General features: G+C 43.9%; 20 protein-coding genes. 12 read left to right on the top strand and 8 right to left on the bottom strand.

The features are described 5' to 3' along the window. Positions 1–100: 100 nt before the first annotated feature. Positions 101–2,602 (bottom strand): phosphoenolpyruvate--protein phosphotransferase, encoded by a 2,502-nt coding sequence (gene ptsP / locus OH456_RS17995; RefSeq protein WP_252038104.1) that lies wholly within the window; start codon positions 2,600–2,602, stop codon positions 101–103. A 486-nt stretch (positions 2,603–3,088) separates the two neighbouring features. Between ptsP and OH456_RS17990 the strand changes: the two genes are divergently transcribed. The 7 genes from OH456_RS17990 (at position 3,089) to OH456_RS17960 (ending at position 9,898) form a co-directional block, all read left to right on the top strand. Next, positions 3,089–4,162 carry a PTS fructose transporter subunit EIIC gene (locus OH456_RS17990; protein ID WP_038231172.1) on the top strand — a complete coding sequence of 358 codons (1,074 nt, stop codon included), beginning with the start codon at positions 3,089–3,091 and terminating at the stop codon, positions 4,160–4,162. 63 nt (positions 4,163–4,225) lie between these two features. After that, on the top strand, positions 4,226–4,549 hold the full coding sequence (locus OH456_RS17985) for a PTS fructose-like transporter subunit IIB (RefSeq protein ID WP_006071781.1): 324 nt from the start codon (positions 4,226–4,228) through the stop codon (positions 4,547–4,549). A 132-nt stretch (positions 4,550–4,681) separates the two neighbouring features. Next, entirely contained in the window at positions 4,682–6,982 is a 2,301-nt protein-coding gene (locus OH456_RS17980; RefSeq protein ID WP_252038103.1) for a formate C-acetyltransferase, read from the top strand. Then, positions 6,972–7,859, top strand: a complete 888-nt coding sequence (locus OH456_RS17975) for a [formate-C-acetyltransferase]-activating enzyme (protein WP_270033998.1) — start codon at positions 6,972–6,974, stop codon at positions 7,857–7,859. Before OH456_RS17980 ends, OH456_RS17975 begins: the two co-directional genes overlap by 11 nt. Positions 7,860–7,861: 2 nt before the next feature. Further along, positions 7,862–8,719, top strand: a complete 858-nt coding sequence (locus OH456_RS17970) for an SDR family oxidoreductase (protein WP_252038101.1) — start codon at positions 7,862–7,864, stop codon at positions 8,717–8,719. Positions 8,720–8,783: 64 nt separating this feature from the next. Continuing rightward, positions 8,784–9,461, top strand: coding sequence for a fructose-6-phosphate aldolase (locus OH456_RS17965; RefSeq protein WP_006071774.1), 678 nt, complete (start codon positions 8,784–8,786; stop codon positions 9,459–9,461). Between the two features lie 101 nt (positions 9,462–9,562). Then, positions 9,563–9,898, top strand: a complete 336-nt coding sequence (locus tag OH456_RS17960) for a PTS fructose transporter subunit IIB (RefSeq protein WP_006071772.1) — start codon at positions 9,563–9,565, stop codon at positions 9,896–9,898. 2 nt (positions 9,899–9,900) lie between these two features. Here OH456_RS17960 and OH456_RS17955 read toward each other — a convergent pair whose 3' ends face one another. Next, entirely contained in the window at positions 9,901–10,761 is an 861-nt protein-coding gene (locus OH456_RS17955) for a helix-turn-helix transcriptional regulator (RefSeq protein WP_270033997.1), read from the bottom strand. A 204-nt stretch (positions 10,762–10,965) separates the two neighbouring features. Between OH456_RS17955 and OH456_RS17950 the strand changes: the two genes are divergently transcribed. Beyond that, complete coding sequence (locus OH456_RS17950; RefSeq protein WP_270033996.1) at positions 10,966–11,724, top strand: phytanoyl-CoA dioxygenase family protein; 759 nt, start codon at positions 10,966–10,968, stop codon at positions 11,722–11,724. A gap of 62 nt (positions 11,725–11,786) precedes the next feature. Here OH456_RS17950 and OH456_RS17945 read toward each other — a convergent pair whose 3' ends face one another. The 4 genes from OH456_RS17945 to dsrO form a co-directional block, all read right to left on the bottom strand. After that, a complete protein-coding gene (locus OH456_RS17945; protein ID WP_038231183.1) occupies positions 11,787–12,029 on the bottom strand; it encodes a hypothetical protein in 243 nt (80 codons plus the stop codon). A 253-nt stretch (positions 12,030–12,282) separates the two neighbouring features. Further along, entirely contained in the window at positions 12,283–15,375 is a 3,093-nt protein-coding gene (locus OH456_RS17940) for a tetrathionate reductase subunit A (RefSeq protein ID WP_270033995.1), read from the bottom strand. A gap of 17 nt (positions 15,376–15,392) precedes the next feature. Further along, on the bottom strand, positions 15,393–16,490 hold the full coding sequence (gene nrfD / locus OH456_RS17935) for an NrfD/PsrC family molybdoenzyme membrane anchor subunit (RefSeq protein ID WP_270033994.1): 1,098 nt from the start codon (positions 16,488–16,490) through the stop codon (positions 15,393–15,395). Then, positions 16,487–17,254, bottom strand: a complete 768-nt coding sequence (dsrO, locus tag OH456_RS17930; RefSeq protein ID WP_088877523.1) for a sulfate reduction electron transfer complex DsrMKJOP subunit DsrO — start codon at positions 17,252–17,254, stop codon at positions 16,487–16,489. The genes nrfD and dsrO overlap by 4 nt, the downstream gene beginning before the upstream one ends. A gap of 170 nt (positions 17,255–17,424) precedes the next feature. Between dsrO and OH456_RS17925 the strand changes: the two genes are divergently transcribed. Then, positions 17,425–19,260 (top strand): sensor histidine kinase, encoded by a 1,836-nt coding sequence (locus OH456_RS17925; protein WP_270033993.1) that lies wholly within the window; start codon positions 17,425–17,427, stop codon positions 19,258–19,260. 17 nt (positions 19,261–19,277) lie between these two features. Beyond that, entirely contained in the window at positions 19,278–19,880 is a 603-nt protein-coding gene (locus tag OH456_RS17920; RefSeq protein ID WP_171390912.1) for a response regulator transcription factor, read from the top strand. Between the two features lie 19 nt (positions 19,881–19,899). Here OH456_RS17920 and OH456_RS17915 read toward each other — a convergent pair whose 3' ends face one another. After that, a complete protein-coding gene (locus OH456_RS17915) occupies positions 19,900–20,787 on the bottom strand; it encodes a LysR family transcriptional regulator (protein ID WP_216610841.1) in 888 nt (295 codons plus the stop codon). Positions 20,788–20,920: 133 nt separating this feature from the next. On the opposite strand from OH456_RS17915, the gene OH456_RS17910 reads away from it, so the two are divergent. Together OH456_RS17910 and OH456_RS17905 are read left to right on the top strand one after the other, a co-directional pair. Further along, the gene (locus tag OH456_RS17910) at positions 20,921–21,991 is read left to right on the top strand and encodes an HlyD family secretion protein (RefSeq protein WP_270033992.1); all 1,071 of its coding nucleotides are present in this window, start codon (positions 20,921–20,923) and stop codon (positions 21,989–21,991) included. 372 nt (positions 21,992–22,363) lie between these two features. Next, positions 22,364–22,996 carry a hypothetical protein gene (locus OH456_RS17905; protein WP_270033991.1) on the top strand — a complete coding sequence of 211 codons (633 nt, stop codon included), beginning with the start codon at positions 22,364–22,366 and terminating at the stop codon, positions 22,994–22,996. Positions 22,997–23,109: 113 nt separating this feature from the next. On the opposite strand, the gene OH456_RS17900 is transcribed toward OH456_RS17905, so the two are convergent. After that, complete coding sequence (locus tag OH456_RS17900; RefSeq protein ID WP_038231195.1) at positions 23,110–24,012, bottom strand: LysR family transcriptional regulator; 903 nt, start codon at positions 24,010–24,012, stop codon at positions 23,110–23,112. Between the last annotated feature and the right edge of the window lie 135 nt (positions 24,013–24,147).

Raw genomic sequence — 24,147 nt, 5'->3', positions numbered from 1 at the left:
ATGGTTACTTCGCCAAAAACTTGGAACCGAACAAGTTAGTCAGTCCAAGTCCGAGGTGAGAAGGTTTTGAATCCTTCTTACTTCCATTTGGAATTGGGGACTATAGCTCTAGCTCCGTCATGAGTTTCTGTTCTATTTCACTGCTCGATTGGGCGTTAAACAAGGCATCACGAAATTCGGCATGCATAATTTTACGTGCCAACTTAGAGAAGATCTTCATATGTTGGTCGCCGGCTGCGTGTTTGTTCAGCGTCAACATGATGACAAACTGCGCCTCCTCATCGCCCCATTGAATAGGCTTCGCTAGACGGCATACGCTCACCGCTGATTGCTCAATGTGTTCACTCTTGGTATGAGGGATAGCAAAGCCAAAGCCTAGACCGGTTGAGAACACATCTTCTCGAGCCCAAAGATCGTCCGCCAATTTATTCGGATAACGGCAACGTCCTGTTAGGAATAGATTGTCAGCGAGTGTCTTAATCACTTCCTCTTTGCTACGCAGGTCGAGATCAAGCTTGATACAATCTTCTGAAATCAGTGGCGCTTCGGTTTGTGCCATACGGAACTGCGCAAGTAGATGCTCTACTTCCAATGGTGTACGACATTGCATTGCTTTGTTTAACAACTGTCGACATTCTCGGCTATCTAGTTTGGAAATGCGTTCCTTGGTCGCAGCAATGCTTGGTGCGCTCATGCTGATTTCATCAAGCCCTAGACCAACGAGCAGGGGCAATACTGAGCCTTTAGCGCCAAGCTCCCCACACAGTCCAATCCATTTACCATGACGATGCACTTCATTGACGACGTGGTCTAGCGTTCTCAAGAATGCTGGATTTAGACTGTTGTAGTGTTTCGTTACTTTTGCATTGTCACGATCAACGGCCATCAAATATTGAGTTAGGTCGTTAGAGCCGATGGAGAAGAAATCCACTTCTTCACAACATTGATCGATGATAAAGGCTACAGAAGGAACTTCCATCATAATGCCAAGCGGGATTTTTTCATCGAACGGAACCTGTTCTTTACGGAGTTCTTGGCGAATCTCAGCAAGAATGTCTTTGACCCATAAAATCTCCTCCATCGAAGAAATCATTGGAATCATTATCTTCAGCGGACCATGTGCCGAAGCACGCAGAATAGCTCGTAATTGGGTTTTAAATAGGTCAATAAACTCTTCGTAGATACGTACTGCACGGTAGCCAAGGAATGGGTTGTTTTCTTTAGGGATATTGAGGTAGTCAACTGGTTTATCGCCGCCGATGTCGATAGTACGAACGATGATCGCACGACCTGAAGCTGCATCCAGTGCTTGGCAGAATATGTTGTAGAGCTCATCTTCTTTCGGCGCACTTTTGCGATCCATGTATAGCATCTCGGTACGGAATAAACCGATGGCTTCTGCTCCCGAGTCAAATGCTGATTTTGCTTCTACGGAATGGGCGATGTTCGCTGCAACTTCAAGTTTTTTTCCATCTTGTGTCATACCCTGTGTATCTTTGAACGCAGCCTGGCGCTCTCGAACCGTATTGATGATTCGGTTTTCTTGTTCGTAGTAACGAACCACAGGTTCAGTTAGGTCGGTGACGATTGCACCTAAATTGGCATCAAGATAAACCTCTTGGCCGATGTCGGCCTCCAATGCACCATCTTTCATTCCAACGACTGTTGGAATACCAAAAGAGCGAGCAAGAATAACTGTGTGAGATGTGCTGCCACCATGGGTCAAAACCAAACCTTTTAGCAGTGACTTATCCAGCTCTAAGAACTGACTAGGGGTGAGGTCCTCAGCCATACAGATAGAGGGTTCAGTCAGCGCGAGTTGGCTGGTGTAATGTTCGTCACCGTAGATTGTTTGCAGTAATTGGAAGCAAACATCTCGAATGTCGAGTTCACGCTCACGAAGGTATTGGCTGGAAGATTTCTGTAGTTGCTCTGCATAGTGTTTTGCGGTTGCGACCACTGCCTGGGCACAGCTTCTTCCTTCTACGAGATTAGTATTCAGTTGTTGTGCGAACGACTCATCCCTCAATATAGAGAGATGCGCGGCAAGCACTTCGCTTTCCGTATCTACTGATGTGTTGGCTTGCACTTCAATGGCCTTAGAAAGCTGAGCGAGACCGCTTTTTAGTTCAGACTTTTCTTCTTCAAGTGCTCTTGTTTCAGGAAGGTAGGGCAGTTGATCAAAGTTGATTGCACCTACTTTAACCACTACGCCACGGCCAATGCCACTGCTCACGGAAGTTGCACGAATCGCTCCTTCCGTGAGGTTGGATAAGTTACGTGGTAGTGGTTGCTGTTCTTCATTAGCGTGTGTTTGTTCTAGTGGAGAATCGCAATGTGGAAACTCATTCGCAATAAAGTTCTGTAAAGCTTCCAGTGCAGACTCCTCATCCTCGCCGTCTATGGTGATCATACATGTGTCACCGAGTAGTGTGTCTGTCCCTATTAAAGACAACACACTTTTTGCATTTCCAGATAGGCCAGTACGTTCGTTCTGCCACTCAATGTTAGATAGGTATTGATTACAAAGGGTTTCTACATGACCCGCTGGTCTTGCGTGAACACCATTGGGTAGCTCACAAGAAAAGGTAAAACTTCTCATAGGGGTTTAGTCCTTAGTTTCGAATTTGTTATTAGTCGTTTATGTCTACAACTTTAACAAAAAGCACCGTGTGGACTATTGGATAAAAGTGCTAAAAACTGGATATTTGTAAGGTAGTGGGCTGTTTGTGATACCGTTCAAAAATACAGTTTAGTATGTGACTTTAATCAAGTTTTATAAAAGATGTGTCAGTGTTTTATGTTCAACTAATCCTTTAATAACAGTTGCTTAATTGGTTTTCTTGAATCTTTTGATAAAAGTACTAGTAAAGTGTGCTCAAGATCAATATTCACGCTGCATCTAACAAATATCCAGTAAAAAGCAGTTTTGTCCTCTAACTGGTTAGCACATTTGCTCACTATTATAACCCTGTGCTGTAGAGATGGAGTTTCTCTGAAGCTTAATCAGAAACGTGAGCCAATAAATACAAAAGAAGTACTTCCTTTAATAAAAATTTTAATACTTATGTACTCAAAGGAGAGGTCAATGAATGACTTAATCTCAATTCTTAAAAATACGAGACAACATCTAATGACAGGTGTATCTCACATGATTCCTTTCGTGGTTGCGGGGGGGATCCTACTGGCGGCTTCCGTCATGTTATATGGGGAAGGTGCTGTGCCTGAAGAAGGAACGTGGCTGCACGATCTATTCTTTATTGGTGTAGCCGGCTTCCAACTTATGGTTCCCATTCTAGCTGCTTACATCGGTTATTCGATTGCTGACCGCTCAGCGCTCGCGCCTTCTGCTATTGCAGCGTTCATTGGCGCAAACATGTACAACACTGGTTTCTTCGGTGCGATCTTCGCGGGTCTATTAGGCGGCATTGTTGTTTTCTATCTGAAGAAGATAAAAGTGCCAGCGTTTGCTCGTTCAATTATGCCAATCTTCGTGATTCCAATTATAGGTACATTTATTACCGCTGGTGCCATCGTTTGGGGCATTGGTGAGCCAATTGGCGCGGCAACAGAAGCGCTTACTGGTTTCCTAAAAGGTATGCAGGACTCAAGTATCGTTGTACTCGCTATTATCATGGGCCTAATGATTGCCTTTGATATGGGTGGTCCAGTTAACAAAGTTGCGTATGCATTCGTCATCCTTTGTGTCGGTGAAGGCATTTACAACGTCGCAGGTATTAGTGCAGTTGCGGTAGCAACACCGTCTGTAGGCATGGGTCTAGCGACATTCTTGAACAAGAAGCTTTACGCAGCTGACGAACAGGAAGCTGGCCGCGCGTCCATTCTAATGGGAACAATGGGTATTACTGAAGGTGCTATTCCATTCGCGGCAGCCGATCCACTTCGTGTACTTCCTTCCATCATGATTGGCACCGCAGTAGGTGCGGCGACTGCAGCGATTCTTGGTGTTGAGTGTTTCGCGGCATGGGGTGGTTTGATTGTACTACCAGTTGTAGACGGTCGATTCGGTTTCCTAATTGCACTTGGTGTTGGCTCTTTAGTGACCGCACTACTGGTTAACTTTCTTAAAGCTCGTCGTAAAGTAGAACAGCCGCAGAAAGAAGAATCTGATGATTTAGACCTAGACATATCAATCGGTTAACTCTAAGTCTTTGAATTAAATATTATCCAATAAAAACAGAACATTAAAATAAAGGTGAGAATTATGACTAATATCGTAGCAGTTACAGCGTGCCCATCTGGCGTAGCGCATACCTACATGGCGGCGGAAGCCGTAGAGGCAGCAGCAAAAGCAAAAGGTTGGAATTGCAAAGTTGAAACTCAGGGCTCAATTGGTATTGAAAATGAGCTGACAGCAGAAGAGGTCGCTCAAGCTGACATCGTGATTCTAACTAAGGATATCGGTATCAAGAATGAGGATCGATTCAAGGGTAAAACAATTGTTCGTATCGGCGTGAGTGATGCCGTCAAGCGTGCAGATGCTGTGATGAGTAAGATTGAAGCTCACTTAGAGAAAGCGACAGCATAACCAGTCAGGCTCCCTTAACACGAGGGAGCCTTCATACCACAGTTACTTTCTTCAAGCGTTATCGAAAGTGACTCTGTTATGAATCAAGAAAATGCCCATCAGTGGCAATAGACAATAATAATGGAGCCTATTGTGAGCACCGAAAGAATTACTCGATTAAAGTCCGCCCTGTTTGAAGCTCAACGTGAAATCTCTCTAGAACGTGCGCTACTGTATACCGAGAGCCATCAGCAGACGGAAGGGGAACATACTCTTATCCGCCGAGCAAAGGCAACAGCACACGTTTTGGATAATGTTGCGATATCGATTCGTGATGATGAACTGATTGCCGGAAACCGCACCATCAAGCCGCGTGCTGGTATTGTCTCACCAGAAATGGATCCTTATTGGATTGATAAAGAGTTAGATATCTTTGAGTCACGCCCACAGGATAAATTCTATATCTCTGAAGAAGATAAAGTGGTCTATAAAGAGACGCTGCTGAGTTACTGGTCCGAGCGTTCTATGAAAGACTTTATCAATGCTCAAATTCCTGAAACCGTCAAACAAGCGGTGTCCGAGAAAGTATTCAGTGTTAACCAAACCGATAAAGGTCAAGGCCACATCATTATCGACTTTGATCGCTTACTTGAAAACGGATTAGGTGCATTGACCGATGACATGTCTACGCTAGCAACCGTTAATAGTGACAACGAGTTTTATCAATCGGTACTGATTCTACTGCAAGCCTCAACTAGACATATTCGTCGTTACGAAGCGTTAGCCAAACAGATGGCCGCTGAGTGCGAGTGCCCCGTTAGGGCGGCAGAGTTAATTCGTATTGCATGTATCTCTGGCAAAGTCGCCACACAAAAACCGCAAGGTTTTTATGAAGCGTGTCAGCTGTTCTGGTATATGAATATCATTCTTCAGTATGAGTCAAATGCGAGTTCACTATCTCTTGGGCGTTTTGATCAATATATGATGCCGTTTTATCAGGACTCTATCGCCAACGGTGAATCTCCTGCGTTTTTGCAAGAGCTGCTTGAGAGTTTGTGGGTCAAAACAAACGACATCGTCCTACTGCGTTCATCCAGCAGTGCTAAGTTTTTTGCTGGCTTTCCAACCGGTTATACCATCTTGCTCGGCGGTCTGACTGAAAATGGGCGTAGCGCAGTCAATACGTTGTCAACACTCTGTCTTGATGCGTACCAAAGCGTGCAACTACCGCAGCCAAACCTTGGTGTTCGAGTAAACGAATTCATTGACCGTGCGTTTCTCAATAAAACCGCAGAAACCATTCGTTTAGGCACAGGTATTCCGCAAATATTCAATGATGAAGTGGTGGTGCCGGCGTTTTTGAATCGTGGTGTCTCTTTGGAAGATGCGCGTGATTATTCTGTCGTGGGCTGTGTGGAGCTGTCGATTCCGGGGAAAACCTATGGGCTGCATGACATAGCGATGTTTAACCTGCTTAAGGTCATGGAATTGGTACTTAAGCGCAATAAGGGCAATCAAGACGTCAGTTTTGAAACATTACTCGCTGAGATTCGCACCGACATTTGCCAGTATGTGCAGCTAATGGTTGAAGGGTCAAACATCTGTGATGTGGGGCATCGTGACTGGGCTCCTGTTCCACTATTGTCCTCGTTCATTAGCGACTGTATCGAGAATGGGAAGGACATTACCTATGGTGGTGGTCGTTATAATTTCTCTGGTGTGCAAGGGATTGGGATTGCCAACCTTTCTGATTCGTTAATGGCGTTAAAGCGTTTTGTATTTGAAGAAAATCGCATGAACTTTGCGGAGTTTATCGCGGTTCTTGAATCTAATTTCGAAGGTAAAGAGGGCGAACGAGTTCGTGCTCGTCTGATGAACCGCTACGAAAAATATGGCAACGATATCGATGAAGTGGATGTGTTGGGTGCTGACTTGTTAAGACTGTTCTGTAAAGAAGTCGAAACCTACCAAAACCCTCGTGGTGGCTATTTTACTCCGGGGTCATACACGGTATCTGCTCATGTTCCTCTTGGTGCTGTGGTTGGTGCGACACCAGATGGAAGATTGGCTGGTGAGCAATTGGCTGATGGTGGCCTATCTCCTATGTTGGGCAAAGATCAGCAAGGCCCGACTGCGGTACTGAAATCGGTCAGTAAGCTGGATAACTACTTACTGTCGAATGGTAGCTTGCTCAATGTGAAGTTCACGCCATCAACCCTAGAGGGAGAGCAGGGCATTACCAAATTAGGGGATTTCTTACGAGCATTTATGAAGCTCAAGCTGCAACACATTCAGTTCAATGTATTGAATGCAGACACGTTACGTAAGGCGCAAGAAAAGCCCGAAGATTACGCAGGATTGGTGGTGAGAGTAGCCGGCTATAGCGCTTTCTTCGTGGAACTATCGAAAGAAATTCAAGATGACATTATCCGAAGAACCGCTCATGAGCTGTAATTGCCAAACGAGCGAAACAGGTTGTTCAGAATCTGGGGAGTTTAGTGCGCCCCAGCTCAAAGCGCGAGTATTTAACATCCAGCGATACTCGTTAAATGATGGTGAAGGTATTCGTACCGTGGTCTTTTTTAAAGGCTGTCCTTTGAAATGTCCTTGGTGTGCTAACCCAGAGTCACGTTCGATTGATTTGGTAAACATTCGCAGGGAAGCCAAGTGCTTACACTGTGATGTTTGCGAGCAGGACGCGGATGAGTGTCCAAGTGGTGCGTTTGAACAAGTCGGTTATGACGTCACTATTGAAGAGCTGGTAAAAGAAATTGCTAAAGATGATGTGTTCTATCAAACATCAGGCGGTGGCGTCACCTTGTCTGGTGGTGAGATTCTGGTGCATGGCAGATTTTGCATCGAACTTCTAAAGCAGCTAAGAAGACTGGGATACAAAACGGCGATTGAAACCTCAGGACATGGAAATAGTAAGCAGTTGAGCGATATGGCTCAATATTGCGATGAAATTCTGTTTGATTTCAAATTGATGGATGAGGTCAGAGCTAAGGAGATCATCGGCATTAATCTGGATAAGGTACTCGAAAGCTTTAAGACGTTAATGGCCAAACCTTGCAAGGTCATCCCCAGATTACCGCTAATACCAGGCTACACCCTCGATCTCATTAATGTTGATAGGGTACTTGGCTTTATTGCTCCTTACGATATTGAAGAGGTCCACTTATTGCCATTTCATCAATTTGGCTCAAATAAATACGACACATTGGGGATGCACTACACCATGAAAGACATCCCAGTACCGACAAAACAAGAAATTGATGCGATTCAGCGCCATGTCGAAGCGCATGGATATAAAGTCGTCATAGGAGGCTAGACATGAGCAAGAAACGAATTTTGATTACAGGAGCGGGTGGTTTTTTTGGTACTCGATTTATAAATCGTTACCAAGGTGAATTTGAGATTAAAGGGACGGACGTTGCGCAACTGGATATCACTGATAACAGAGCCGTTAACCAGATATTTACCGAATTTCAGCCTGATTTCGTGATTCACGCTGCTGCTATTGCTGTAACGGATTTTTGTAATGAGCATCCTGAAGTTGCTCATAAAGTGAATGTCCAAGGTGCAATCAATGTCGCCAAAGCATGTAAGCAAGTTGGCGCGAAGCTAGTATTCATATCTACTGAGCAAGTTTTCAATGGTAACTCTGAAGCGGGTCCTTACACAGAACAATCAATCCCGGTTCCTGACACCGTTTATGGTCAGAACAAACTGGAAGCAGAGCGAGAGTTAGCGAGCATTCTGCCAGAAATGTGGGTGTTGAGGTTCACGTGGTTGTTTGGGTTGCCTGAAAGAAACACCACGATCAATCCCAATGTGGTTTGGAATGCCATTCAAACCTTATTCAAAGGGGGAGTGATGTACGAACGTGGTAATGAGTTCCGAGGTTTAACCTATGTGCACGAGCTTATCGAGCAGTTTCCTAAGATCTTTGACATCCCTTATGGCACCTATCATACCGGCGCACACAATGACGCGAGTCGTTATGACATTGCCGAGCATATTCTGACGGAACTCAAATTAGAGCAGCGTTTGCCGGACATATTGGTGCAATGCGATGCGCCTAAGACGCGTGATGTTCGTTTAGACACGAGTAAGCTCGCGGCACAGGGCATCCGCTTTACTGAGAGTAAACAAGCCATTACTCAGTGTTTAAAAGAATTTGGTTATTAAAAAAGTAAACGACGAACCGAAATGAGAGGGCGTCGTGACTAGTGAAAGTTATTGGAGATGTACCATGATTTATATGTTAGATACCGCCAATTTAGATGCGATTAAGAAAGCGGTAGACCTGTATCCGATTGCGGGTGTGACGACCAATCCAACGATCATCGCAAAAGAAAACCGTTCACTGCGCGATATCATTTTGGATATTCGTGAGTTAATTGGCTCTGAGCGTATGCTTCATGCTCAGGTGGTAGGTGACACTGCAGAGGTGATGCTGGAAGAAGCAAAGGCACTGCGTAAGCTTGACCCTGAAATCATTATTAAAGTGCCGGTGACACCGCAAGGTATTAAAGCGATGAAGCTGATCAGCGCTGAAGGTATTCGAATTACTGCAACGGCGATTTTGACTCCGCAGCAAGCATTGATGGCCGCTATGGCGGGTGCTGAATTCCTTGCTCCTTATGTGAACCGCTTGGACAACATCTGTGGTGATGGCACGTTGGTTGCGGCTGAAATGGCCCACCTAATTGATGTCTATAATCTAGATGCAAAAGTACTTGCTGCTTCATTTAAAAACGTTCAACAAGTCCATGAAGTGGCAAAAGCAGGGGTTCAATCCGTTACGATTGCACCAGATGTGTTTGACCAATTGCTTGTTCATCCGTTAACCGATTCTGGTGTCGCTGGCTTTATGAGTGATTGGCATGGCGCTTACGGTGAAGGCAAAACGGTTCTTGATCTATTATGAACATGATTAAAAACAAGTTTAGCTAGGATAGACAAAGACACGGATGCCTAGTGAGATTATACTCACTAGGCTTTTTGCTATAGGAAGATCTTAGGGTAATAATGAAGTTAGTTGGAGTTACGGCTTGTATCAGTGGCGTTGCGCATACCTATATGGCAGCGGAGTTGCTGGAGAAAGCAGCCAAAAAAGCAGGTTATAAAATCCAGGTGGAGACACAGGGAGCATTAGGCGCTGAGAATTCCTTAGAGCAAGCAGCAATTGATGCCGCGGACGTCGCATTTATCATTTCAGAGATCAACATTGAAGGGGCTGAGAGGTTCGAGCAATCACGCTTAATCAAGATGTCGATTTCAGATTTTTTGCGTAGTCCAGAGCTGGCGATTAACGCTATCGAGCGCGCTAAAGTAGCCCCAGCAGGGACTGTTATAAGCGTTTAGCTTTATTCTATCGTTCCGCTTTGGTAATGCGCCCGATATTCAGAAGGGGAGCGGTCTGTCTGCTGTTTAAATACTCGGCAGAAGTAGTTGCTGTCGTTGAATCCGCAGCGATGCGCAATCTCTTTCACTTTGGTGTCATACTGTTTGAGTAAGTACTTTGCCCTCTCTAAGCGAATATGCGTTAAATACTCATTGAACTTCACTTTTCCCTCTTTGTTAAAAAGTTGCGACAGGTAGTTAGGTGAGACGTAGAAATGTTTAGCGACTGACTCTCGCGTCAATGGCTCATGATAGTTCTGCTCCAAGTAATCTCTTACTGCATCGAACAACGCCTTACTCTTAGACGGCGTTTCGGGTGGGTTATGGATCAGGTCATGGATATGACTAAAGAGGCTGCTAGCCAAAAGGTGCAACGTATTCTGATCTTGAGAGTGCCATGATAATTCCTCAATGGCTTGAAGAATGAAGGAGCCTGTTCTCGGTCCGCGCCTTGCGACGTTCTCTTTTATTGCCGAATCGAACTTTTCACCATCCCAACTCAAAAGACTCATCCCAAAACTTTGCTTACCCACAAGGACTGACATGGTGACCACAGGTTTATCCCAATTAGGTTTATTCCAACTTTCGGTTGGTAAGTAGAGAACATCACCTTGTTTGAGAGTGACCTCCGTATCTGTTCCTATGCTATTACCAACGTCCATTTCCAGTTCACCAATTAACACCATTTCAATACGAGGAAAGTGAACTTGATACGCAAGCGGCGGTGGACTTGGTAGGTTACCTGCAAACAGCAATGAGTGGATTTGCTCCGTATGCGTTGCGTAGTGTTCTAAGGCTTCGATGAGGTAGGTTCTATCTAACATGCTTTATAACATTCTTCTAGGTGGTGGAGGCGGAACTAAATAAGAATCCAGTATACGCGACAAGCTTAATTGGTCTATTTGCGTTGCTTCACATTTAGTAAACGATCTTACAAATATCCAGTTTATCGTAGATATTGCCTACAGGATTATTACGGCTTTAACAGTAGATTGATAGGGGAAAAGTCAGCCGAGAAGGATAATAAAATGAGTCACGAATCTACAATAACTAGCCTCTACTCTTTAGAGGGATTAACACCGCATCAATATGATGATTTAGACACTCATGGCTTCACCATCATTCATGATGTGATTGACCCGGAGTGGCTTCAAGAACTCAGAGCAAAGTTTGACTACCTTGTAGAGAAAGAGGGAGATAACTTAGCCATTGAGCACCACCAAGAAGAGACGGTGACTCGAATTGCCAATTTGATTAATAAGGGCACCGTCTGGGAAAAAATCTGGTGTCATCCATTAGTGCTTGATGCCTGTGAGCATATCTTTAATGGCGAGTTCAAACTGTCGAGCTTGAATGGCCGCGAGGCTCACCCTGGTGGTGGCTTGCAACCGCTGCATGGCGATTGGAAGAAACCAAGGCCCGATTTCCCCAAAGTGCATTTAGTGAATTCTATCTGGGCACTTGATGATCTTTGTAGAGGCAATGGCGCCCCTCGGATTATTCCGGGCACTCATTTACGTCCAGAGTTACCAGAAGATGTTTTAGAAGATACCGAAGCAACGCATCCAGATGAAGTCTACCTTGAGTGTCCTGCTGGCAGTATTATGATTTTTAATGCCCACACCTGGCACGGAGGTACGGTCAATACGCTAGGTACGCGTCGCCGTGTATTGCATGGGTTGTATGTCGCTAAAGACGGGGTTCAGCAGCAAGACCAGAAGAAATGGTTAACGGCAGAAACCTCAATGAGACTTAATCAGTCGCAACGTCGACTGTTGGATGTTTAAGTTAACGGGTGTGTTGGGTAAATAAGTTGGCGCTAAGTATTCAACGCCAACTTTTCGTCTCCTTAGCGAACTTCTAATCCTAAATTGTACTGAGCGAGACAGCGCGTAACATAACTCACTTTCAGCAAGCCTGCGATGACGATAGTACTAATGTGCGCAGCGATTTGTTGAGGTAGCGTAAACAGGTGTGCATAGGGGTAAGACACCAGAATACTCACGATCATGGCAATAAAGGTGGCCACTAATGCGATGTTTGAGAAAGTGAGTAGGTGGTCGAAGTTAAATTTATTATGTTGAGCAGTCATAAGTTACCTCACTGGGATATTGTTTTTTTAATACTAATCTCACCTATTTCATTATCTGTGCCATGTTGTACTTTTGTTTTATTACAGTTACTTATGGTTTTTCTTTTCTTATTTTTATCAAAAAGACAATAACTAGTTTGTGTCATTTTGACTCTAATGTGTTTGAGTTGTTGGTGATTTGAGCGTAAATAAAGATAACAAAAAAGGCTTCTTACAAGATTGAAAGAAGCCCTGAAGAATTAGTAGAGGTAGATTAAGCTTTGCGAATCTTCGCGGGCAATGATTGGCGAGCAGCCGCGCCAACAACCCAATCCAGCATGACGCCTTTACCCTCTCGGGTAGGGTCAGTTAAGCCGATGTCATTGATATTTACTCCATCCATTTGACGACTTTTGATAGGTTGCTGCTTGTCACCAATCCAGTGAGCTCGTTGTCCTAATTCGGTATGCCCAAAACCATGCTCGAATCCAAGTGTGCCTTGAAGGATTCCTGGCACAACCATCGCAAGGGCCGTGGTGCTTGCTCCTGGCGTTTCGATGATGAACTCATCACCTGTTTTAATTCCTGCGTTGCTGGCATCATCCGGGTGAATGTAGACCGGATTGATACCTTTAATTGAGTTCAACCTTGGTGAAAGGTTAGAGACCGCACTATGAATATTGGATTTAAAGTTTGTTAAGCTAAATGGCCATTTGTCTTTTGGATAGCGATCTTCTAATGGTGTTCCATCTGCTAGCTTCTGCGGGTGCCATGTCGGGCAGCCACTGTAGTATTCACCAGTCATTGTGTTTCTTGAGCTGCCCACACGCTCGTTCCAAACAGCAAGCGGACGAGACCATTTGTACTTCATCTGTTCGCCTTTATAAGCCTCGGTAGCATTTTCAAATCGTCCTCCTCGAGCGAAAATGTAAGCAACGCGACTCACTTCCTCTGGTGTTAATGTCTTTTGCATACTCGGTAGTAGTCGTTCTAAGCCTGACCAGGCGATGTCTTCTGCATTGACGTCAGGTACTCCACCTTTCACATAAGCTAGGTTAGCGGCTGAACGCAAATAATAGTCGTCCGCAGAATGGATCCCATGCCATTGACCATTGGTATCTCGAATTGCTTTTTCACCGAAACCTCCCAATTCCATTTCTTTAGCGACATCGATTAAGAAGTTTTCTAAGCAGATAGAGCGACCGTCGGCAGATTTTTCTGTTCGAGCTTCGACGATAGGCCAACGTGCAGTTACAGTTTTTACTGGAACATCATGCCAGGGTGTTGCCATCCCCCAACTTTCGTAGGTGACAGTATCAGGTACGATGTAATCAGATAATGCAGTGGTTTCGTTGATAAAGGCATCGACAGAGACAATTAATCCGAGTTGCTTCGGGTCTCTTAGCTTGTCCTCTAATAATGTCTTTAGTCCTGGTACACCGTAAATAGGGTTTGCCATATGGTTAATCCATGCCTTAATGCGATACGGGTAACCATCAATGGCAGCGGATAAGTGCTCAGTCAGTAAAGGCGCTGCAAACGGATACCACGGTGCTCGCGTAGGGTATGGGGATTCTCCAGCTGCAACACGACGTTTGTACTCATTGGTCTTTTCATATGGAAATTTGCTGCGTGACAAGAAAACGCCTTTTGGCGCAGTTTTGCCAGGGAACTTCGTAAAGTCATAACGCGGGCCAGCAGCAGATGTAGGATAGCCGCCGGCTTTCGCCATTGCGCCTCCTTTCATGTTGATATTACCGATGAGCGCATTGAGCATCATTATGGTAAACGCGTTATAGAACCCATTGGTGTGCATGTTGCCACCGTGTGTATCCACTACCGCCTTAGTGCCATAGCTTGTGAATTTCTTAGCCAAAGCAGTGATTTCATTAACGGGGACTTCACACTGTTTGCTATAGACGTTTAAATCATGTTTAAAAGCTTCTTCTTTTAATCGCTGCAGAGACGATTTAACTCGGACTTTGCCTGAGGATAGCTCGACGGTTTGGTCAACAAACAACTCCGCTGAACCCGTTTGTGTGTTTAAACCAAATTGCCCAGATCGCGCATCAATAATCACGTAAGGATCGTTGTCAGATAGCGCTTCACCTTCGAATGGTAGGTTTAAATCGGAGGCGCGCAAAAAGGTACCATAGCGCGGATGATTTTCGTCACTAATCACCAAGTGCGTAGCGTTACACCAATGTGCGGTACCCGCGTTATGCATGGCATTCACACCAGGTTGGCTTAGGAAATTCTCATTGTATCGCCTGTTTTTGATGATCCATTGAATCATTCCTAGCACTAATGCGGAATCTGCCCCTGGTTTGATAGGTAGCCAATGGTTGGTATCAGCTGCAGCGAGACTAGAAGAGCCTGCCGGCAAGCTCGGAGTTACTATGGTGTAGGTAAGCTTGCCTTCTGTTCGTGCTTTAGCAAGTTGGCGTGCTTGACGTTTGAACGGATTACCAGCTTGAGCGGGAGACATGCCGATGAAAATGATGTACTCAGCGTTGTCGAAGTCAGGTTTAAGATGGGCAAATTTGTCTAGGTCATTCATAAATGCACCACTGCCTGCTCGGAACGCATAACCGCAATATGAGCCGTGATGGCCGAAGTTTCTGGTTCCAAAACTGTTGAAGGCAAATCGTTTAAAGATGTCATCTCTACCTTCATTACCAGCGTTGGTCATCAAAAGTTGATTGGCTTTAGGTCCATATTCTGGGTTATCTGCATCGACAGGAGTTACAAGATCTCGAATATCTTTGAGACCTTCGACATGCCCCTCACCGAATAAGTCTCCGCCGTGTACGACTTCTTGAATCAATTTCTCATAACTGATGGGTTGCCATTTCCCATCACCTCGCTTGCCCACACGTTTCAATGGTTGGGTAATTCGATAGGGACTATTGCGAATCTCCATCATGCCGTTGCCGCGAGCACAAGCTGTAGATCGCCTTTCGAGGCCAGATTCGCCAGCCATGCCTAAATAAGCATCCTTAACAGGCGTATTGAATGGAATATGCTGTTGGTGAGAGAGTGGATGGTATGGGTTACCAGCAATACGCAGTATTTCGTCATTGCGATTGTCGATACGTACACGTAAACCACATAAGGTCCAACATCCAAAACACATAGAAGGTGCCACGCGCTGGTTCTGGTTTGGTATTAGGTCGCCCGTTGGTGTCACTTTGTATTCAGGTTCGAGTGAGTTTCCATGGTGAATATTACGGGTTTTCTGTCCTGCAGTGCCTTCAACGACTCCATCGACCATATGCTTAGTAGTAGTTGAATAGCCAGCTGAAAAAGCACCCAGACCACCGACAGCTAGGCCAGATTTCAGAAACTGACGACGTTTGTTATCCATAGTGAAATCCTCTTAAATCAGTGTTGGTTTAGGGTAGTGGAGTTGATGTTCTGTTTAGACTGAACAAGCTCAGAGCAAAGTAAAGCAAGAGCAATCCACAGGCCAAACATACCTATAATCCCGAGCAAGCCATTGCTGCCCACAGGAAGGTGATAAGGGTAAGGACCAACATCAAATTTCGCGATGGTTTGTACTTCCATCATGGTGACCCAGCGAACACTCCATGCGCTGACAAGGCAGATAAAGGACAAGATAAACAAATAGAAAAAATGTGTTTTGTTGTCGCGTAGGCAGAAGAGCGACAACAGTATGTTGGCAACAAGCAGAACGGTAAGCAGTGCAATTTTATTAACCCACTGCGAGTTGGCATAAAGTGAAAACGCGGAATTATTCGATGCCCAAAGAGGGATTAATATGAGGGCTAATACGCTACTCAATATCATAGTCTGTTTCACTAGACGGGTATCTCCCAATGACAGTGCTTTCGGTTTTGAGGGAATAAGGAGCAGAATTAGCAGAGTGAAGCCAATTGCTGCTGAGAAAGCTGTGACGAACCAAATGAGTGGCGAGGCAGGTTGATTCCATAATGGACGGGACTGAACAACGGCTATCTCTGCGCCGGTATAGAGAGCAATTGTCAAACCAGAAATCACGGTGGTAATGGCTGCGCTCATCATTAGTTTACGGCTGGTGGTCCATTGCCCTAGTGATAACTTAGCAAAGAGTCGAAGCAGTTTATTGTTCTGATGTTGCAGCGCCACTAGGTCATTTCGAAGATAAAGCCAAGCTGTCGCCATCGCCAATAACGAAAATAGAGGTAGAAAAATCGAACCTAAAGACATCCAAGACCAAGGTGTGAAGTGTGCATAAAAGTGCCAAGCTCTACCTGGTTGATGCAGATCTCCGGTTAAGGCAAGTGGTCCAACAATCGCACCGATGGCCAAGGTCAGTGCTAAAGCAGCGCGCAAATGATGGCTGGTGTGAGATTGAAACGTGAGAGCAATCAAAAACAAAATAGCTGCAGCATAGGCTGAGCCAATGTAAAAAAAGTACTGTACCGCCCACGGGAGCCATGCGATAGTCTGAGGTTGAACTAGAACTTCAGTAATGTTCATACTTGCTCTCCTTGTGGTTCGTAAATAGCGGGTTGACCTTCAATGTGCTGAGTAAAACGTTCATTCATGCCGATATAAAACACGTGGGGATCGGTTCCTTCTTCCGGTTTTAACACCTTAATATCATCACTATGCTCGCTCATTAAGCGTCGAACTTCGCTGTGGGGATCATTCAGGTCACCAATGACACGTGCACCTCCAACACAAGTCTCGACACAGGCAGGTAGTAAGCCTTGCTCCAGCCTATGTGCACAGAAGGTACATTTATCTGCAGTCAAAGTGTCTTCATTGATAAAACGCGCGTCGTACGGACACGCTTGAACGCAGTAAGCACAGGCAACACAACGACTGTTATCAACCATAACGATGCCATCTTCACGTTGAAAAGTAGCTTGAACTGGGCAAACTGCTACGCAAGGCGGGTTATCGCAATGGTTGCAAAGGCGCGGCAGCATAAAGGATTTCACTTCTTTGGTAGCGGTTGAACCGTCATCCAAAGTGACTTCATATTGTTTTACCGTGGTTCGGAACTGACCAATTGGAGCTTGATTTTCGATACTGCAACCGACTGTGCATGCTTGGCACCCTACGCATTTGCGAAGATCGACAATCATGGCAAATCGTTTTCCAGTTTGGCCTTTTCGGTCGGGTTCCTGATTGTTCCTTATAACTGTACTGGCGGTAGCTGTACCAACGCCTGCAACAGGGATGAGTGCAGCGCCAGCTGTAATGGCGCTAAGAAAGCGACGTTTGGTGGAATCCATAACTCACCTGCTAAGATTAATGAAAGCCTGTTGGTATTGTCAGAATTGTTACTCGCTGTCGATATAGTGGATTTCCACATACCACGATCAAAGTTGATCTAAGACAAATGCCGAAGTGCCTCTATTGCTGCTATTCTGGTGCTCTAAATCTTAAGGATTAAAAACAATTCATGGTGAGAAGCACGCTACGTTGGGTTCGTTTATTGATGGTTATCGTTGGCACGATAACTGGATTTGCCTATGCAGGGCAGCAAGACCAAGGGACGAAGATAGATTCAACAACTAAGGCACAAGTGGATGTAGGGGTATTAGCTATCAGAGGGCATTTATATGCTCAGCAACGTTGGCAGCCGACTATTGATTGGTTAAATCAACAGATCCCTGGCGCGCATTTTGTACTGCATCCTTTAGATCTTGATGGAATGGCGAAATCGGTTAGAGAGCAGCGCATGGATTTCGTTTTAACGAATCCAGGGCAAGCCGTTCAATTAGGTCGTCAATACCCATTATCGTGGATAGCGACGATAGTAAGTCAAGCGCCAGAACGCTCAAACTACGGCATTGGTTCGGCTTTGGTTGTTCGGTCTGCCTCCCCATATAAGACACCAAGTGACGTTGCAGGTTTATCGATTGCTGCTGTTTCTAAAGATGCTTTTGGTGGATATCTAACGATGCGATACCAAGTTCTAACCGACGGAGGCGATCCTAATAGTTTCTTCTCCGATGTGCGCTACTTGGGGTTTCCAATTGATGCCAACCTATATCAACTTCGTGATAAGGCGGTAGAAGCGGCGGTTGTACCAGCGTGCTTGTTGGAACAAATGGAGAAGGAAGGATTGATAGATAAAGGGTTGTTGCGTGTGCTGAACCCTCTTGAACAAACGCATTCATCATGTGCTGTTTCTACACCTCTGTATCCTAACTGGTCGTTTGCAAAAACGGAACGCGGCTCATCTCAACTCGCCAAAGAAATCAGCCGAGCTTTGCTTGCTATGCCTGCTGACAGCCCAGCTGCGATTGCCTCAAAAGCGTCAGGCTGGACTTCTCCGGTTAGTTTACTCTCCATTGATAAACTATTTCAGGCTATGGATTTGCATCCGCTTCAGCAGCCTTGGTGGAAGGAAGCGATTCGTTGGTTAAGGTTGCATCAAGAATGGGCATGGACACTGTTTTTATTCGTGATTGTATTGAACGCGTATCACTTTTGGCTTGAATATCGTTTTAGCAAGAGTAAACACGACTTAGAACAGACATTACTGCGCCTCAAAGAAAAAAGTGAAATGTTAGAACATACACAGAGAGTCGCGATTATTGGTGAATTAGGCAGTAGTTTGGCGCATGAAATTAACCAACCATTAGCTGCCATTCGAAACTACAGTGAAGGTGGCTTGCTGCGCCTTGCCAAAAAGCGTCCTCCAGAAGACATTGTGCCAGTGTTGGAAAAAATCCAAGACCAAGTTGAGCGCGCCGATGCAATTATCAGCCGACTAAGGGATCTCATAAAGAAACGTGCGATCGCGAAGACAGAATGTGATGTTGAACAGTTGCTAGGGGATAGCATCGAGCTACTTAAATATCGATTAGACAAAAATGGTATTGAGATGGTTCGGAGTACAGAAGGGCAACAACGACTCGTCAATGTTGACGCGGTGGGTATACAACAAGTCCTTGTTAACGTGATCAACAATGCTATTGAGGCCTGCTCAAAGCTTGCTGAAAAACAACGTGACTATAAAGGAACGATAGCTCTTCATACTGAATATCAATCTCAAATGTTATCTATTCGAATCGCAGACAACGGTACGGGCTTGGAGCAAGATAACCCGACGCAAGCTTTTATAAGCAGTAAAAAAGATGGCCTAGGGTTAGGCTTGGCAATATGCCGCGATGTAGTGGAGATGCACAACGGAGAGTTACAAATACAATCAACGCAGCCGCATGGCTGTTTAGTCGTGATTACTTTGCCATACCATCCACCAGCAGACACCATGCTCACCGACGAGTAGCCAAGGAGTGATATAAATTGTGTGATAACCAACTGCCTGTATACGTCGTTGATGATGACGAATCTGTCAGAGATTCATTGGCGTTTATGCTTGAAGAGCAGGACTTTAATGTAACCAGCTTTCCTGATGGTGTGACTTTTTTAAATAGCGCTGATATCCAACAAGCGGGTTGTGTGATTTTAGATAGTCGTATGCCAAAGCTTCGCGGCCAACAAGTACATCAAATCCTGACAGAAGCACACAGTCCACTCGCGGTTATTTATCTGACGGGACATGGTGATGTTCCAATGGCTGTAGATGCCTTACAGTCTGGAGCCGTCAACTTCTTCCAAAAGCCAGTGAAAGGTTCAGAGTTAGCTCAAGCGATAGTCCTAGGGTTGGCTCAGTCATCTGCCAACCTAGATACAATGGAAGCAAAAAACGCGTATGCGTCGCTAACACCGCGAGAAAAAGATATTCTGCGCTTGATCATAGCCGGAAAGCGCAATATTCGTATTGCTGATGAATTGTGTATCGCTATGCGGACGGTGGAAGTTCATCGAGCCAGTTTACTGAGAAAATTCAAAGCAAAAACGGTGGCTGAGTTGGCGTTTATTTATGGTTTGACCAAAAACAGCTAGTCGAAGGAATTTTACCTCATTAAAGAAAGTAACTCTTCATGTGAGCTAAGAAGTATTCAACGCGCATTGGCTTTAGTTTTCGCTCTTTGTATACCATGTTAACAGACGATTGCTGATAGATTTCGTTTGGAAGGACAGGCACTAGCGTTTTATCGGTATCGTATTTTTCTACTAGGTTAGGCATGATGAAAGCTAGTCCTAGGCCTGAAGCACAAGCTTTGAAAATGGTATAGCCGCTATTGACTGTCAATGCCACTGGTAGCTGTTTAAGTACTGACTTATCTGACTCTTGATAAATGAATGGATTTTTAGATTTGAGCTGTCTATGAGGCGCTTTTAGGTCAGCAATAGAGCTAATGTCGCCATATTCTGAAAGATATGTCTTTGATGCCATAAGGTATCGTTTATATGATAGTAACTCACTTGAAATCAAGCTTTTATTACTTACTTCTCCAATACAAAACCAAATGTCGATGCCTTCTTCAAGCATATCGACTTGCCGGTTAGAAAAATCAAGATCGAGCAAAACTTTAGGGTACTTTCGGGAAAAACTCACGAGGGCGTCTTGAAGTAGGAGGTTACCAAGGTCAACAGGTACAACAACTTTCAAAATGCCTGTGGGCTCAAGTTGGTGGTGCATTATTTCATCTTCTGAACGTCTTAACACATCGTCCACATTTTGACAGTAGCGGTAGAGTGCTTTTCCCTCCTCAGTTAGGTCAAGTGCTCGTGTTGAACGTATGAGGAGTTTAACGCCGTAGTATGCTTCTATTTCTGATATCTTACGGCTTACAGTAGAGGCATTGATTCCTAGCTCTTCAGCGGCTTTAGACAACGAGTTTAGGTCTACTACACGCCGAAAGATGACAAGTGTATTTAAGTCAAAGCGATTATTGTTTCTGTGCAAAACTGTTCCTGATTTCGAGCCATTTAACCATAAGTCTATATGTAGATAATATGAAATCAATACACAGTATCTGATTGTAGTTTGCTCTTTCTAGGTATTGACGTTAATAGTACCGAATGAAGGACATTCTAAGATGAATTTAACTCTCCATAATCTTTCGAAACCTCTAACTTTAGCTGCCATTGTTCTATTGGTAATATCTGCTGTCAGCATGATTCTTAGTGACTTGTATTCTCCATTTACAACGGATAGTTACGTGATAAGTGATATATCGAAAATATCTACTGATATTGACGGTGTGGTAGAGCACATATACGTAAGAAATGGTCAATTTGTTAAAAAAGGTGACCCTCTTTTTAAAATTGAAACTGATGAACTTCAATCTAAGTACGATACCGCCTATGCAAATTTGATTATTCTAGAACAGAACTTTAAGAAGATTGAACTTGAAATGGGCTTGATTGAAAGCGAAATAAAGCAAAAAACAGAAATTGCCAGTAATAAAAAACAGCACTATATCAGGATGAAAACCCTTTTACGTAATAAAGCAATTAACCAGCAACAATATGATGATGCTTACACAGCATACATTGATGAAATAAGAGAAATAGAACAACTTAAAATCAAGTTACAGATTAACCACGTTAAGCTTGGCTCAGAACAAGGTGGAAACGGTGGGCTGATGTTAGGGAAAGCTATATTAGAAAAAGCTAGGAAAAACCTTAATAAAGCTACAGTACATGCTCCATTTGACGGAGTAATTACCAATATGCAGCTCGTAAAAGGTCATTTTGTATCAAAGAACTCACCGCAAATCGTCATAACCTCTCAATCACAGAGACAGCTCGTCGCTGATTTTAACGAAAAAGGTTTAGATCTTTTACCCAATGCGGATTGCTTGGTTGTGTTTGATGCTATACCCGGCAGAATATTCAAGACACAAGTAACTAGCATAGACCAAGCGATAACTGTAACTGGGGTTGGCGATCAAAAGTTAGGAGAGACCGCTACGGTAGCTCAGGGAGATAGATGGGTACGCAAAAGCCAATATGTTCGCTCTACTCTAAATATGCCAGATGTTGATAGCAGTTTAATTTCAGGTTCTCGAGCAACAGTAATGGTAGTTCGTGACGATAGCAAATACTGGAATTCGTTTTCATATATGACGATGCATATTATTGCATTATTTCGTTACCTATACTAATGAAAGATATATCCTATGTTTAACATAAAAGCACCAATGATAAGAAGTGCACTGTTCTTTACTCTATCGATTGTTATCACTGATATGCTGCATTTAGGAATGCCAGTATTTAGTGTTTTTTTAGGTCCAGCTTTGATCTTACGAGATAAGTTTAGCTTGAATAGATCATTAGTGTTCATATCTTTAGTTAGCATCTATTTTATTTCGGGCTCCTTGGCTGCGACAATACTCGACCATAACCAGTGGGCGTTAATAGTAATCTCGGTTTTCGTCATATATAGCTATTTGCGAATTGAAAAACTTGCATCATTTTCAACGGCGCCGCTATTTTTATATTGTTATGGACTTATCAATACAACATATGGAACTTCGATGGAGTTGTATTTTTACCAACTTCTACATGTCGCGTTCATGATGCTACTACTAGCAAAAGCTATTTTTTGGATTTTACCGACCCCAACTAACCAAATGTCATCCAGACAAAATCAAAAAGTCGCTAGGCGTTCTAAGACTCTGAATGTGATATCCACCATCATCATATCTCTATCCTTGGTTTACTTTCTATCGATTGAAGTTGGCAAGGCCATATTCTGCCTTTCAGTGATAATAAGTATTGTTTGTAGACCAGATTATGCTTCGATCATAAAAGGCCTAAAAAGTATCTTACCGCTGCAGGTATCCGGCTGTTTTATTGCGCTAGTATTGCATATGCTTGTGGCCGGTCATGGCCAAAATATACTGATGTTATCGCTAGTGATATTTGGCTTCTCCATTGTTGTATTTTACTTCGCTCATAGTTCGGAGAAAATCTCCAAGAAAATACCAAATTTCGAAATTGGACTCCTAGCAGCTACGCTGACACCGTTTACACTGTACACTCATTCAAGTGGATTCGATATTGGTCCATTTATTCGACGAGCTGCGAATATGGGTGTTATTTGGGGGTTGGGTACACTCATGATTGTGCTGCTGCCATGGTGTCTATCGTGGTTCAAGCGTATGTAAATTACTCTACGACTAGTTATTTTGTAGAAAGATAAGAGTATCAATATGATGTTTTAAGTAGGTACCAAAAGTGTGCTAGCTCAAACATTCAATGTGAGTACAGTAATAGAGTACTATCCAATGCTCTTAAATATAGTTTTAATCGTTTCACGAAGCCACTCATGACCTTTATCTTTCTTTTGTGATTGATGCCATGTCATGTATATGGGAACTTTCTTTGCAGAAAATGGTAATGGGAGTACATTCAAATCTAATCGTTCCGAAAATTTATTTGCATACCATTCACCACATACACTAAGCCACTCAGTTTCTGAAGCCAATTGCATGGCTGTTAGCAGTGAACCTGTAGAATAGGCTACTTTTCTAGTTGGAAGTTGGCCTTCGATAGCAAGAGAGTCTAGTGTATGAGTACTAAGACGTTGGCTGCGCCATGTAACGTGATGTGCTTGCATAAAGTCATCGAAAGATAATGAATCTTGAATAGTAGGATGCGACTTACTCGCTACAACAACTGCTTTTTGTTCCATTATAAGTTCATTGTGGTAGCCGTGTTCAGAGAGGGGAACGGTCGCCAGAATGACATCAACGGTTCTTCGGCGAAGGTCATCTTGTCTATCTGCTTCGTTCAAGTGTTCTACGTCTGCTTGAATCGTAATATGAGGAGCGTATTTCTGCTTATATTTGGTAATCGCAGGTACCATCATCAAATCAAAATCTTTATGGCTTGATATGCGGAAAGTTCTTTGACTCTTAGAAGGAATAAATTCTTGTTTAGAACTGGTGCCATTGAGCAGAAAACTCAAGGGGCCTTGTATTTCACTGTGCAGTTGAAGAGCAAAATTGGTAGGCGTTATCCCTCTGCCTTGTCGAATAAAAAGAGGGTCTTGATACTGATCTCTAAGGCGGTTGAGAGCGTGACTCACAGCCGGAGCAGTAATATTTAAGACCTCGGCCGCCTCGCTAACGCTTTTAGACTTCATTACAACATCAAAGGTTTTTAATAAATTAAGATCCATAACCTACTCTTTAAGCAACATTACAAAATGATAATGCATTCTATATGTATGATAGTCAATTTGTGGCTTAAGCAGTAATGAGAAAGTTACTGCTGGTGGGATGTATTACGATTAACGAGAAGTCTGTTGAAGTTT

Source organism: Vibrio sp. La 4.2.2 (assembly GCF_027586995.1).
Classification (GTDB): Bacteria; Pseudomonadota; Gammaproteobacteria; order Enterobacterales; family Vibrionaceae; genus Vibrio; species Vibrio mediterranei.
Note: the sequence above shows the minus strand (reverse complement) of the source record. Positions and strands in the feature narration are given on the sequence as shown.